This is a genomic window from Paenibacillus sp. sgz302148 (genome assembly GCF_056120465.1).
This window is the reverse complement of the sequence record NZ_JBVYOJ010000030.1, coordinates 54,434-67,480: the sequence shown is the minus strand read 5'-3', so window position 1 is coordinate 67,480 and position 13,047 is coordinate 54,434. Positions and strand designations below refer to the sequence as shown.

General features: G+C 51.5%; 11 protein-coding genes and 1 riboswitch. Of the genes, 2 read left to right on the top strand and 9 right to left on the bottom strand.

The annotated features are described in order from the left end of the window. Window positions 1-378: 378 nt before the first annotated feature. The 3 genes from AC0LWM_RS30020 to AC0LWM_RS30010 all read right to left on the bottom strand — a co-directional run bounded on the left by AC0LWM_RS30020 (window position 379) and on the right by AC0LWM_RS30010 (window position 4,525). Window positions 379-1,647: a Glu/Leu/Phe/Val family dehydrogenase gene (locus tag AC0LWM_RS30020; protein ID WP_474678717.1), complete on the bottom strand. Its 1,269-nt coding sequence runs from the start codon at window positions 1,645-1,647 to the stop codon at window positions 379-381. Between the two features lie 261 nt (window positions 1,648-1,908). Then, the gene (locus AC0LWM_RS30015) at window positions 1,909-2,892 is read right to left on the bottom strand and encodes a diaminopimelate dehydrogenase (protein WP_474678716.1); all 984 of its coding nucleotides are present in this window, start codon (window positions 2,890-2,892) and stop codon (window positions 1,909-1,911) included. Between the two features lie 247 nt (window positions 2,893-3,139). Beyond that, entirely contained in the window at window positions 3,140-4,525 is a 1,386-nt protein-coding gene (locus AC0LWM_RS30010; RefSeq protein WP_474678715.1) for an ABC transporter substrate-binding protein, read from the bottom strand. Window positions 4,526-4,753: 228 nt separating this feature from the next. Between AC0LWM_RS30010 and AC0LWM_RS30005 the strand changes: the two genes are divergently transcribed. Next, window positions 4,754-5,458 (top strand): ABC transporter ATP-binding protein, encoded by a 705-nt coding sequence (locus tag AC0LWM_RS30005; protein ID WP_474678714.1) that lies wholly within the window; start codon window positions 4,754-4,756, stop codon window positions 5,456-5,458. After that, a complete protein-coding gene (locus AC0LWM_RS30000; RefSeq protein ID WP_474678713.1) occupies window positions 5,455-6,819 on the top strand; it encodes an ABC transporter permease in 1,365 nt (454 codons plus the stop codon). Before AC0LWM_RS30005 ends, AC0LWM_RS30000 begins: the two co-directional genes overlap by 4 nt. A 95-nt stretch (window positions 6,820-6,914) precedes the next feature. Here the strand turns inward: AC0LWM_RS30000 and AC0LWM_RS29995 are convergent, their stop codons facing one another. The 6 genes from AC0LWM_RS29995 to AC0LWM_RS29970 all read right to left on the bottom strand — a co-directional run bounded on the left by AC0LWM_RS29995 (window position 6,915) and on the right by AC0LWM_RS29970 (window position 12,986). Continuing rightward, a complete protein-coding gene (locus AC0LWM_RS29995) occupies window positions 6,915-7,607 on the bottom strand; it encodes a PilZ domain-containing protein (protein WP_474678712.1) in 693 nt (230 codons plus the stop codon). A gap of 104 nt (window positions 7,608-7,711) precedes the next feature. Then, a riboswitch (cyclic di-GMP riboswitch) is annotated at window positions 7,712-7,799 on the bottom strand. Window positions 7,800-7,908: 109 nt separating this feature from the next. Then, window positions 7,909-8,991, bottom strand: coding sequence for an HD-GYP domain-containing protein (locus AC0LWM_RS29990; protein WP_474678711.1), 1,083 nt, complete (start codon window positions 8,989-8,991; stop codon window positions 7,909-7,911). Between the two features lie 74 nt (window positions 8,992-9,065). Next, a complete protein-coding gene (locus AC0LWM_RS29985; RefSeq protein WP_474678710.1) occupies window positions 9,066-10,235 on the bottom strand; it encodes an acyltransferase family protein in 1,170 nt (389 codons plus the stop codon). A gap of 104 nt (window positions 10,236-10,339) precedes the next feature. Then, window positions 10,340-11,647 carry an ArnT family glycosyltransferase gene (locus tag AC0LWM_RS29980; RefSeq protein WP_474678709.1) on the bottom strand — a complete coding sequence of 436 codons (1,308 nt, stop codon included), beginning with the start codon at window positions 11,645-11,647 and terminating at the stop codon, window positions 10,340-10,342. Continuing rightward, window positions 11,644-12,510, bottom strand: a complete 867-nt coding sequence (locus AC0LWM_RS29975; protein ID WP_474678708.1) for an alpha/beta hydrolase — start codon at window positions 12,508-12,510, stop codon at window positions 11,644-11,646. The genes AC0LWM_RS29980 and AC0LWM_RS29975 overlap by 4 nt, the downstream gene beginning before the upstream one ends. Beyond that, the gene (locus tag AC0LWM_RS29970) at window positions 12,507-12,986 is read right to left on the bottom strand and encodes a glutathione peroxidase (RefSeq protein ID WP_474678707.1); all 480 of its coding nucleotides are present in this window, start codon (window positions 12,984-12,986) and stop codon (window positions 12,507-12,509) included. The genes AC0LWM_RS29975 and AC0LWM_RS29970 overlap by 4 nt, the downstream gene beginning before the upstream one ends. Window positions 12,987-13,047: the final 61 nt, after the last annotated feature.

The following is a 13,047-nucleotide window of genomic DNA, read 5'->3' as shown; positions in this document are numbered from 1 at the left end:
ACGAATTCACGGAGCTTTGGGGTACGTATCGCCCACTCAGTTCGAGTCGATGTACTACAAACGCGTAGGTTAATTGGTTTTGGGTGTCCACTTTCTTGACAGAGGTCCAATCATGTACTTAATTTTATACGATTTCGTCAAAATCTTAATATTCAACCGAAATAAATACATGTCTTCCCTTTAATCACCCGAAAATGGCCAAATCCGAGAAAATTAACTGCATGTTTTCCAGTTGTTGTTCATGATCGGGCTTGCCCTTGCCCTTGTCCTCCCCTGGGTTCGGCTCCCCCGAAACCTTGCACTTTCTGGCCGAGCACAAAAAAACGGCCGGTGCCAGGCACCGACCGTTCGATCGCAATAAAAATATAAATTTATCAATTATACCCAGCCGCGAGCTTTCATCGCTTCGGCGATGCGGAGCATCGAACGCATGTAAGCCGCCGTACGCAGGTTTACGTTGTGCTTCTCAGCCAGCTCTTGAACCGCTTGGTACGAGTCAACCATTACGACGTTCAGCTTCTGGTTGACTTCTTCCTCGCTCCAGTAGTAGTTCATCAGGTTTTGTACCCACTCGAAGTACGAAACGGTTACGCCGCCTGCATTGGCAAGAATGTCAGGGATAACGATAATGCCTTTTTCGAACAGAACCGCGTCCGCTTCCGGCGTTGTAGGTCCGTTAGCCGCTTCGGCAACGATTTTCGCTTTGATGCGATTGGCATTCGCCGACGTAATCACATTTTCGAGCGCAGCCGGTACAAGAATATCAACGTCCAGCTCCAAAATTTCGTGTGCCGGGATTTGCGAATCTTTGCCGTAATCCAGGATCGAAGCCGTGTCCTTCAGCTCACCTACTTTGTTCAGGTCCAGACCCTTCGGATCGTAAATCGCGCCTCTCGAATCGCTCACCGCTACGATTTTGCAGCCTTGCTCAGCCAGTAATGTCGCTGCGATGCGTCCTGCGTTGCCGAAGCCTTGAATCGCGACCGTTGCGCCTTCAATCGACTTGCCGATATGCTTGAACGCTTCAAGAATCGTGAATACGCAGCCGCGAGCCGTTGCTTCGTTACGGCCTTTGGAGCCGCCGACGATGATCGGTTTGCCGGTAATAACGCCCGGGGAGTTGTGGCCTCTCAGGCGGCTGAACGTATCCATCATCCAGCCCATAATTTGTGGAGTCGTGTATACGTCCGGTGCAGGAATGTCTTTCTCCGGTCCGACGATATCGGCGATCGCTTCCATGAAGCCGCGGCTCAGACGCTCAAGCTCACCTGTGCTCAGCTCGTGAGGATCAACGATGACGCCGCCTTTGCCGCCGCCGTAAGGCAGGCTGACAACGCCGCACTTGAACGACATCCACATCGACAAAGCTTTTACTTCGTCAAGCGTTACGTCAGGATGGAAACGAATGCCGCCTTTCGTTGGCCCGATCGCATCGTTATGCTGCGAACGGTAGCCTTCGAACACCCGGATCGAACCGTCGTCCATTTTGACAGGAAAGCTTACGCTCAATACGCGCTTAGGTTTTTTCAATACTTCGACGACATGCTTTGGCAAATTTAGAATCGCCGCCGCGCTCTCAATTTGCTTTTGCACGATTTCATATGGATTCAACGTTTCAACTGCTTGCTCTAAAGATTTAGTGGACATCGTGAACCTACCTTTCATACATTCATAGTTTTGTACTTTTTGCATCAATGTTTGTACTCGATCGTAAGATGTTTGTATTATAGCGATAAAAGTTTGCAGTTTTCAAATCAATATTTTTTTTCGATCGATAAAAAATTATTTATGTGCATAAAAATAAGGGGCACCCCGGATGGGTACCCCTTGATCTTATCGCTAAAAAAGTTGTCTAAGCAAGTCAAATCTGCAAGTGTCTGCAGACACTTGCAAGCACGCAGAAGCCTATTACAGCAGTTCTTTGCGAAGCTGCTCTCCGGACTTCGGCGACAGGTATGCAGGCGCGATGTCGAATACCGTTTTGGCACCCGTTACGCCTTCTTTGCTGAGTCTGTATGCAGCGCGAGCGTATGCAACGAGCACGCTTGCCGTAAATTCCGGATTGCTGTCCAGCTTGAGCGCGAACTCGATGATTTGCGTGCTGGCTTGGCCCGTTTTGCCGCTGCGAATGACGAAACCGCCATGCGGCATCGCCGAATGGTTCGCCTTCAGCTCTTCTTCGGAAATGAAGTTAACGACCGTATCATAGTCGGAGAAGTAGTTCGGCATTTCCTTGATTTCTTGCTCGATGCGCTTCAAATCCGCGCCTTCTTCGGCCACGACGAAGCACTCGCGAAGATGTTTTTCTCTTGTCGTCAGTTCAGGATTTTCGCCCGATCTAACGCGCGCAAGAGCCGCTTCCGTAGGAATCGTGTATTGTACGCCGCCTTTGACGCCGGCAACGCGGCGGATCGCGTCGGAGTGGCCTTGGCTTACGCCTTTGCCCCAGAACGTGTAGTCGTTGCCCTCAGGCAGAATGGATTCCGCCATCAAACGGTTGATCGAGAACAGACCCGGATCCCATCCCGTCGAGATGACGCTGACCGTACCGGAATTGCGCGCTACTTTATCGACGATCGCAAAATACTCGGGAATTTTCGCATGCGTGTCGAAGCTGTCGACCGTATTGAACATTCTCGCAAAGTCCGGTCCTTGCTCCGGAAGATCGGTTGCAGAGCCGCCGCAAAGGATCATAACGTCGATGCTGCCTTTAAAACGCTCTGCTTCCGATACGTGAAGCATCGGAACATCGGAAGAATTTCCCGTTGCGGATGGGTCCCTTCTCGTAAAAATCGCTTCCAGCTTAAAATCCGGATTTTGCGCGATGGCTTGTTTGACGCCTTTGCCCAGGTTGCCGTACCCGACGATGCCGACTTTAATTTGTTGTGTCACTGGATTCACTCCTATAAGAGAATAAAAATAAAAATTCCGCCTTTTTCAATAACAATAACACATTATACTGATGTCGCCGGGAGATTGCTAGTCTTGGATGATGGAAATGAGTAAATTTGCCCCGAATGATAATTTATATGACATAACACGGTATATAATCAACCATCCCGGGTGATATACTCGCTTACTAGACAAAAAAGCCGCAGCATGATACTTCATCATCGCCGCGGCTCTTCTATAGAACTTTTTATCCTTTTGTACCGTTGCTTTCCTTTTGTTTCTTCATCATGTCAAGCTGCTTGAAAGCTTCTTGCTCAACAACCGCAAGCGCCTGATCTACCGATTTCTTGCCGTCGATCACCGCTTTGAGCTCTTGGTTGAACACCTCTCGCACCATATATTGCAAGGCTGCGTAATCATTATCGGCCGGCGCTTCGTTCGGATTATAAGTAAGCTGATAGAACGCTTCCAGCGATTTGCCGTCCTTCATCGTTTGATAGCTTGTCCGCGACCAGAGCTCCGTCGGTATTTTCGAATGGACTCTAGCCATTTCATCGCCGTTAATATATTTGAGAAACTCCCAAGCAGGCCGCAAATTAGGCGATTTGGCGTTGATGACGAACAATTCGTTCAAGTAAAAGTTCGTCGTCGGCGAAGCGTCGATCCCTTGTGGCGCGGGTATGATCTCCCAGTTGAACTTGCGGTCCTTCAGCACTTGAGCCGCCTGGTTTATCGTTTGCAGCAAATACGGATCGCCCATGGACATTGCGGCCCTTCCCGCTACGAATTTATTGCGAAGCAGCCATTCTTCCTCGCTCATGGAGCTGCCGCCTTGATTTTGTTCCTGAAGCACGGCCCCGCTTTTGAATGCGCTCACGACTTGCTCGACCAAGCTTTTCCACGACGGCGTTTGGAGCGTAACTTTGCCTTGATTCTCCATCTTCAGTCCACTGTCCGTTGCGATTTGCAGGATCAAGGTATAAGGATCGCTCTGGTATTCTGGACCGGCATACCCATATATACGCGATTTTTCGTCGCCGGAGGTCGGAAAACGCTGCGCAAGCTGCAAAATCTCGTCCCAGTTCTTCTTCCCTTGCGGCAACTCGACGCCGTTCTTATCGAATAAATCTTTGTTGACGAACATCGCTCTGCCGCTGAACGTTGGGGACAAGCCGTATAATTTGCCGTTGCCTTTCATTTTGATATATTCGATGATAGCCGGTTGAATGTTTTGGATGTCAAATCCGTCTTCCTGAATGACCGGATCGAGCTCGTACAGCAATTGATCCGCGCTCATTTTTTCAAGTTGATCGGGCTGGACCATGAATACATCCGGTTGTTCCTTCTGGATAAAATCGAGGAAAACCTTGTTATAATCCTTCACTTCGCCGCCTGAATACAAACTTCGCGTTGTGAGGACCTCTACATCGATGTTCGGATATTTCGCCATGAACATATAGCCATACTTTTGCATGAAGTTTTGTTCATCCCAATAGACGATTTTTAGCGTTGCCTTCTGGTCTTTCTCCATGTCCTTCAACACCTGCTTGCTCGCTCCGCCGAACAGACTGCAGCCGCCAAGCGTGAGCGCAAACACTCCTGCAACAAGAGCAGGAATCCAACGTTTTGCCATCAAATCTCCCATCCTTTCACGCATTATACTATTATTTTCCTACAAAACATATCTATCTTACACAACTCAACCATATTTGTCCAATTAATAGGGAGTATTATTCCTAAAAAGCTTTCGGATCCGACATAAAACTTTTTTCCGCACCCGCTCGTCACATCATTGAAAAAGCCGAAAGCGTCGTGTCTATCGTCGCAATTCGGCTCTAATCTTTCCATTGCGGAGGACCCTATGATTGAATTAAATAATGTGAGTCATCATTTCAAAATCGGCAAAAAAGGAAAAGAACGAACGATACCGGTATTGCACAATATCGATCTGCAAATCGCGAAAGGCGAGATCGTCGCGATCGTCGGCCGAAGCGGCTCCGGAAAATCGACGCTCCTGAACTTGATTAGCGGGTACATTCGCCCGACGGAAGGCGAAATTACAGTGAACGGCGTTAATGTAAGCCGGTTCAGCGAAGGCCAATGGGCTGATTTCCGGCTTCAAAATTTCGGTTTTATATTCCAAAGCTTTCAGCTGATTCCGAGCATGACGGCTTTCGCGAATGTAGAATTGCCGCTTATTTTGAAAGGGATGGGAGAGCGTGAGCGGGAACAAGCGACGAAGGCGATGCTAGACCGCGTCGGACTTGCGGATTACGCCGGTCATTACCCGAGCGAGCTCTCGGGAGGGCAGCAACAGCGCGTCAGCATTGCGCGTGCACTCGTTGCAGGCGCTCCGATCATTCTGGCGGACGAACCGACCGGAAGCTTGGACAGCGAGAACGAATCCGAGCTGCTGCAATTCATTAAGCAGCTTAACCGGGATGAGGGCATCTCGTTTCTGATCATTACCCATGACGACAACGTCGCTTCCATCGGTCATCGCACCATTACGATCCAGGACGGCCGAATCGGACAAACAACGCCACGGGAGGTCGTTTCGCGATGAAATTCAAAGACAAGTTTCGCTTCGTCCAGAGGAACATGAAGAAGAACAAAACGCGCGTATTTATGACGGTACTCGCCGCTGCGATGGGCTGCGCGTTTCTCATCGTACTCGCCTCGGTCGGCTTCGGCCTGCAGAAAAGCGTCGTCGATCAGATTACGCAAGGCCGGCTGCTGACCGACATTTCGATTTACGGCAAGGAGACGAAAAACGGGGTTACGGCGATATCGGAAGCCGACATTCCCTATCTGGAGTCGGTCAAAAACGTCAAGGCGGTCACGCGCCGGCAAACGGTCAACCAGCCGCTGAAATACCGGCTTGGCGACTTGCAGACCGAGCAGTTCTCGGCGGTCGTACATATGCCGTCCGAGGTCAAAGCGGGATTCGAGCTGTCCGAGGGCGTTATGCCGCAATCGGACAATGAAATCGTCGTTGGTTATTATTTTGCCGATAGCTTGCGTTCGGAGAAAGACACAAACGCCGACGCCCAAGGTGCGGCCGACCAGAAGCCGGCGTCAGAAGGCGGCGAGTCCGCCAAGCCCTCTAGACCGAATGTGCTTGGCCAGACCGTTACGATCGAAGCCGCGCAATATTTCGGCAAAGAGAAAAAAACGGAAACGTTCACGGCGAAAATCGTCGGCATCGGGAAAAAACCGAGCCGTGAATGGAATCATGATCAGAATGCTTATCTTAGCGAAGGCATGCTTGCGCAAATCGAAGCATTCACCGGTACGACCGGCGGCATCCTAAACGATCCGAATCTGGAGAAGAAGGCACAGAAGAAAATCCGCGAAGTACGGAACTACGAGGTCCATGTCTATGCACAAGGAGTCGAGGACGTCGAAGGGATCGCCAAGGAAATTCGCGCCAAAGGCTTCATGAATCATTCGATCGTCAATGAGCTCGAGCAAGTGAATGTCGTGTTTCTCATTATGAAAATCGGCCTTCTGTTCGTCGGAACGATCGCCGTCATCATCGCATCGATCGGTATTTTTAATACGATGACGATGGCCGTAACGGAGCGTTCCCAAGACATCGGCATTATGAAAGCGATCGGTGCCCATCCGAAGGCGATCAAGAGCATTTTCCTCATCGAAAGCACGTATATCGGATTGCTCGGCGCCATCATCGGAACGGTCGTATCTTATATCATCAGCTATGTCGTCAACTTCGCGCTGCCGATCGTCATCCAGCAATTTATGGACCGAAACGCGCCGGACGGCTTGCAGTTTTCGTATATTCCGCTTTCGCTTACGTTAATCAGCACCGCCATTTGTCTGGCTGTTGCGATTATTTCCGGGGTCCGGCCGGCCATCCGCGCGACGCAGGTCGATGTGCTGAAGGCGCTTCGCCGCGACGTGTAACGGATGTAACCCTATATCCCCGAACCAACGAAATATCGATTATTACCAAACAAAATAACCTCCTCGCTTGTTTCAAGCGAGGAGGTTATTTGATGTTAACGGTTTTTCACTTTTTTGATGGAATAATGCGACTGAACCTGCTCCTTGAGCACGAATGCGCGAAGTGAACGAAGCTTGTCGGCCGCCATTTCCACGATTTTGGCACCGTAATACGTACCTCCGTCCACTTTTTCCCGGCGAACGATCTCGATGACGCATGGCAGCTCGAAATCGAGGTCCATTTGAATTTGCAAACGCGTCCCGTCGGAAAAATCGTATGCTTCCGCCAACGTGAACCCGACGCCCATGATGCTAATATTGCTGATGGCAATATGGAGTGTTCTGCTGAGCGCATTGGTCGGTTTCCCATCACGCAGAACGGCATGAATCATGCCATTGCGTGTAATGTCCACCCTTGTCGTCTCGCGCTTCTCAACGAATTTCTTCTGATGCTCGGGCGGATGAATAATAATGATCGAGCCGTCGTCCTTCGCAACGACGGTTGAATGCAGCAAAAATATGCCTACAGGCGAATAAATCGTAATTTTTACCGCATCTCCGAGCTCGAACCATCGGAATTCGGCGATTTCGATTTCGATGACATCACCTTCGGTATAGGTTAATATCCCTGTCGATACGAAATCTTTCTTCTCAACGACGGTCCGGCTATCGACCAATATTTTAGCGGAAAATCCTTCTTTCGACTCCGTAAACATCGCCGACTTTCTAGAAAAAACGGGTACGCTCATATAGGCCTCCGAAATGATATAGTACTACGCCGATTCAGGCAAAACAAAAAGGCAATCTCCAAAAAAGAGACGCCTTCAATTACCCGCAAGAAAGTTCATGCGATTTCGGTAACCAGGCTGTCATTGTTTTTGCAAACATTAGACCCTATGGCTTTGCGTCCTTGCCTTTCGACAAGTTTGCCGTTATCGATTACATGTTGTATGTAGCTTGTATCTATTATAACGAGAGTCAGAGATGGAATCAAATGTTTTATATATTTAACTATTTGTAAAAATGAAATGTCGGTTCGATATGTAAAATCTACAGCGTTTTTACGATCGTGATGCTCACATGATTTCGCAAGTCAATCTCATAAGGCGAAGCCGGAGCGCTGCCGTCCGCTTCCTGGATGATCCGCACCTGCGGACGATGTGAAGCGACGGGGTCCGCGCCGGAGACAACCGCCGTTTGTCCCGTATTCAGCAGCACGGTCGATGCAATCGGGTATATGGATATATGTCGGCAGAATAGCCGGATCAGATTCAAGTCGAAGTCGGAATTGCCTGCGGCAAACAAATATTCGATGGCTTCGTTCGGATAAAATCGTTCCCGGTACGGCCTCGGCGAAGTCAACGCGTCGAATACGTCGGCAATGCCGACGATTTGCGCATATTCGTGGATCTCGTTCCCTTTTAATCCGCGCGGGTATCCCATGCCGTTAAACCGCTCGTGATGCTGCAGCGCGCAATGTGCGGACAACAGGGAAATATCGTATTGGTAACGCAGCAGGTTGAAACCATCCTCGGTATGATGCTGCATGCGCTTCTTCTCTTCTTCGTTCAGCGGGCCTTTGCGGTTAAGCAGCTCCTTCGGGAGCATCGTCATGCCGACGTCGAACAGCAAAGCTCCGACGCCAAGCTCCTCCAGCTGCGACCGGTTATACCCTTTCGCGATTCCGATAATTCCCGCCAGCACGGCGACGTTGACGGAATGCTGAAACAAATACCCGTCGGCCACTTGAATATTCGCCAAATTGACGAGCACGTCTTTGCGCGACGTCAAATCGTCCAGAATGGATTTGAAAACGCCGCGAAACGTCGATCCGATCTCCGGAACGACGATCCGTCCCTTCACCATTTTGTTGTCCAGCAATCCGGTCATCGTTTTGTGGACCGTCTCCATCGCTTTTTTGCGTGTTTCGTCGCGCAGCACGTCATCCGGCATAATGCCTTCCGTCCTGGCGTCTTCAATAAAGATGACATCAATTCCTAATCCTTTTAACCGGTCAATAAAGCGCTCGGTCAGTTCAACGCCGATGCCAAGCAATACGCTGCCGTTTTCCAAATAAATCGGCTTGGCAATCTTGTCTCCCGCCTTCGCTGTATTGACTTGAACTTTTCGCATAAGAAGATTGCCCCCCGATTCTTGATTCAACATTTTATCAAAAATGCGTCCGTTATTCGATAATTATTGTCACATCATGCGGATACTCCGCCCGGCCCATTCGGATTCGCCAGCGTCCTGCCGCGCGTCAGCCGTCTGCCTAATTGCATCGATGGTTTCTCGATCCATTCGTAGGCAAGCACGGAAACCGCGAACGACGCTGCGAAGGCAATAAGGAGAATGACTCCAACCGGCGCGTAACCTTCCAGCAAATGAAGTAAAGAGAGCAATACGATCATATGGAACAAATATAAGCTATATGAAATTTTGCCCAAGAAAACGAGCGGTTTGGATTGCAGCGCTCTCATGAAGGACGCCGTGGACAAAGCCGCCACGACGAACAAAGACGCGCCCGCTGCCGCGATCCAGTCCTGGAGCATATCGTTATGGAACAGTTTCAAGCCGTATGCCGTCCAGCTTAACGTGTACACCAACACGGCGAAAACGATCAAGAAGACATGGAAGGAACGGGCTTGTTTCCTCATCCAGTCCACGATGGAAACACGATGCTTCGCCAGCAGCGCCCCGCCGATAAAAAATGCGATAAAGTGCAGCGTCATCGGAAAATTCGTCATGTACGGCGGATTGAACAGTTTGTCGAGAAGCTGCGCAGACAGCGTGCACCCGATAGCCAGCAAAAGATTGGTTGCCCAATGCAACCGGACGACGACCAGCATAATAAGCGGAAATACGATGGAGATGCGCATTTCATGAACAAGAGACCAAAGAATAGGATCATATATCGTAGAGTTGAAATTCCACAGCATCGCCACGTGCTCGGCTATGTTCTGCCAATTGAACGAACCTGTCCATATTGACTTGATCCACATGCTTCCGCGCTCAAGTTCGTCGTGCGCCAAAGCGAGCCTTGCCGCAATAGCGACGGCGACAGCCGCAATATACGGAATATAGATACGGCATACGCGGCGGACAAGATACTTCGGATATTCGACCCCTTTATTATTCAGGAACGGCAGCGCAAGGACGAATCCACTCAGAATAAAGAAAAAAATGACGGCCTCGCCGCCCGCCCAGAACAGGTGAAGCGGAGTATATTTCAGCAGATTTACGACATTGTCATAGCCTTTAGGGTACGTATACGCCGTAAACTTGGGAAACACTTGCAAGAAATGTCCGAGCATAACAGATAAAGCGGCCAAGCCACGCAGTGAATCCAACTGCTCGAAGCGCTGTTGTTGCAGCATGTGAATTTCCCTTTCGATTCCAAGTATAGTTTTCTCTCTAATTCTCTCAAATTCTCTTTATTTCTCTATATATGCTTTGGATATATTTAGCTGAAAACGCCATTTTACTTTTCACTCACTCCAATTTTACTCGGAAAGCGGCTAATCGGCAAAACTTTTTTAACGCTTTTTTTATGGTAAAACGCCGCAGCTGCGAACAGTGCCATAAAGGGCATAAGCGGCACGGAGTAGCGCGAATGCGCCAAATAAATGAGATGCAGCATTGTCATGTAAGCTAGCAGCGTCACGATTATCATCGCTTCCCGGTTTCGCCAATTGCGAAAGATGCCGACGAAGCCGGCAATCGCGAGCACGTAATGAACGGCAATTGCAAACGCAAGCGGAATGCCGGGCAGCGGCATCCAATAAAATACATCGCCCCAGAACATCGCGAATTTGCCTACGGTGTACCAACTGGCGAACAAGAAAAACTGCTCGCGGAAGCCTTGCGCGATACGTTCCTTCGCACGCTCCGTGTCGAGTTCGTCGTTGTGCCGCAGGTCGTTCGTATGCCCTTTCCCCTGCTCGGCGATAAATTCGGCGGTCGGAAGCTGGTACGGAAAGCTGCCGAGCAGCAGCGGATTGCCGCTTGATTGCGTGAGCGGAATCCATTGACCGCCCGAAACGTCGTAGTTCCGTATCCACCATGGCAGCATGCATAGGATGACGACAAGGCCTGTCACAAGGCCGGTTCGCAGCAGCTTTGCCCAAGGCAGCTCGCGCTGCCAGAGCAGATAAAGGAACAATACGCCTGGCCATAGAGCGACCGTAGGCCGGATGTACACTGCAGCCGCCCACAAGAGTCCGAAGAGGGCGGCTTTGAACACCGTTGGCTTGTCTTTCAGCCGAATAGCGGCATCAACAAGCAGCAACGACAGCAGCGTGAATAGCGATTCGGTGAAAATAAAGTTGGATACGAGCCACAGTGGCGGGTAGCATGTGGCGGCGATCACGGCGGCTGCGGCTGTTTTGGCGGAGAACAATCGCTCGCCGATGCGGAAGAGCACCCATAGCGCGATGGTGATCATGATGGCCTGCGCGATACGGATCGCCTGCTCTACGCCGAAGCCCGTGCCGAACAGCTTCATCATGCCGGCGATAAACACGGGATACCCCGGCGTAATGAATAAGGTCGGCCGCGTCGGATTGTTATACGTAAAAGCGCTGGTTTCAAGCAAAATACGCGCCGATGCCAAGTAGCCGCGATCGTCGGAATTATAATTATATCGTTCGCCAAATGCGAATACGATCGCAATTTTGGCGATCAAAGCGACAAGCAAAACCGCCCATACGATACGGCGCAAGTTCTTGCCGTTCGAATGCGCGGAAGGGCCGCGGGAAGATGTCGGGGAGTGACTTCCTGTCAAATTCAATGGGATGTAGTCCTTTCCAATCGTTCATTCGTCCAAGCGATCATCGATTCGATCACCTCTTGCCGGAACGGCTCGTTGTGCAGCTCGTGATAACCGTCGTCCCATGCGCGGAATGTGCATAGCTCCTGCGGAGTCGTCTCGGCGAATTGCCTGCTTGCCTCGAAGGAGGTGATTCGGTCCGCCGTTCCGTGCATGAGCAGCAGCGGGATCGTCAGCCGATGGGCGTTCGCGAGCGACCACAAGCCGGCGGTATGGATCGAGGTGAAGAAGCGGACGGATATCGCGTCGTGCACGTACGGATCGCCGCGATATGCCGCGGCCGCTTCCTCGGCCGGACGGAACAAGTCGGCGGCGTTCAGTCCCGCCGCTTCGCTGTAGCTCGGCCAGAGGCGGTTCATGTAGCGCGCCAGCCGGACCTTCGCCGGTGGCGGCGCGAAGGCGAGCTTCAGCCACGGGCTCGTCGCGATCACGCCGGCGAGCGGCGGCTGCTTGCGCAGGGTGAAGCCAAGCACGACGTTGCCGCCCATGCTGTGGCCATACAAAAAGCGCGGCAGCCCGGGGTAACGCTGCTCGGCCAAGCTCAGCAGCAGGCCGACATCGTCCAGCAGCGCCTCGTACGACGGCGTATGCCCGCGTTTGCCGGCCGTGTGGCCGTGGCCGCGCTGATCGTGCGCCAGCACGGCGTAGCCTGCCGCGGCAAATGCCGCCGCGACATGGCCGAAGCGGCCGCTGTGCTCGCCCATGCCGTGCACGATGCAGACGACGCCGCGCCGCGGCATTTCGGTGACGGCACGCCACTCGCAGGCGAACAACCGCTGCCCGTCCGGGGCTAGCAGCTCCAGCTCCTCGCGATCGGACGTCATGTGAGCGCGCTTTCGATGGCGCCGGTTAGTTCGGGGTCGTCCGGCGCTACTTTGCTTGAGTATCGGGCGATCAGCTCGCCGCTGCGGGAAACAAGGAATTTCTCGAAATTCCAACGGACGTCCGCTTGCGGCTCCTCCTGGGAGGTGAGCCATTGATACAGCGGATGCATGCCGTCCCCGATCACATGGACCTTGGCCAATAGTTCAAACGTGACGTCGTAGTTAATTTGGCAAAACTGCTGAATCTCTTCGATCGTTCCCGGTTCCTGGGCGCCGAAATCATTCGAAGGAAATGCAAGAACGTGCAGCCCGCGCTCCCGATATCGGCGGTACAACGCCTCAAGTCCCGCGTATTGCGGAGTAAACCCGCACTGGGAAGCGACATTCACGATGAGCAGCACGTCGCCTTTGTAATCAGCCATCGATTTTACGCGGCCGTCTGCGCCCGTTACCGCAATATCATAGATCGAACTCATAAGGGTTCCTCCCGTTTGGCCATATTTGATTCTTATTATAGAGTATTCGGACCAAAACCGC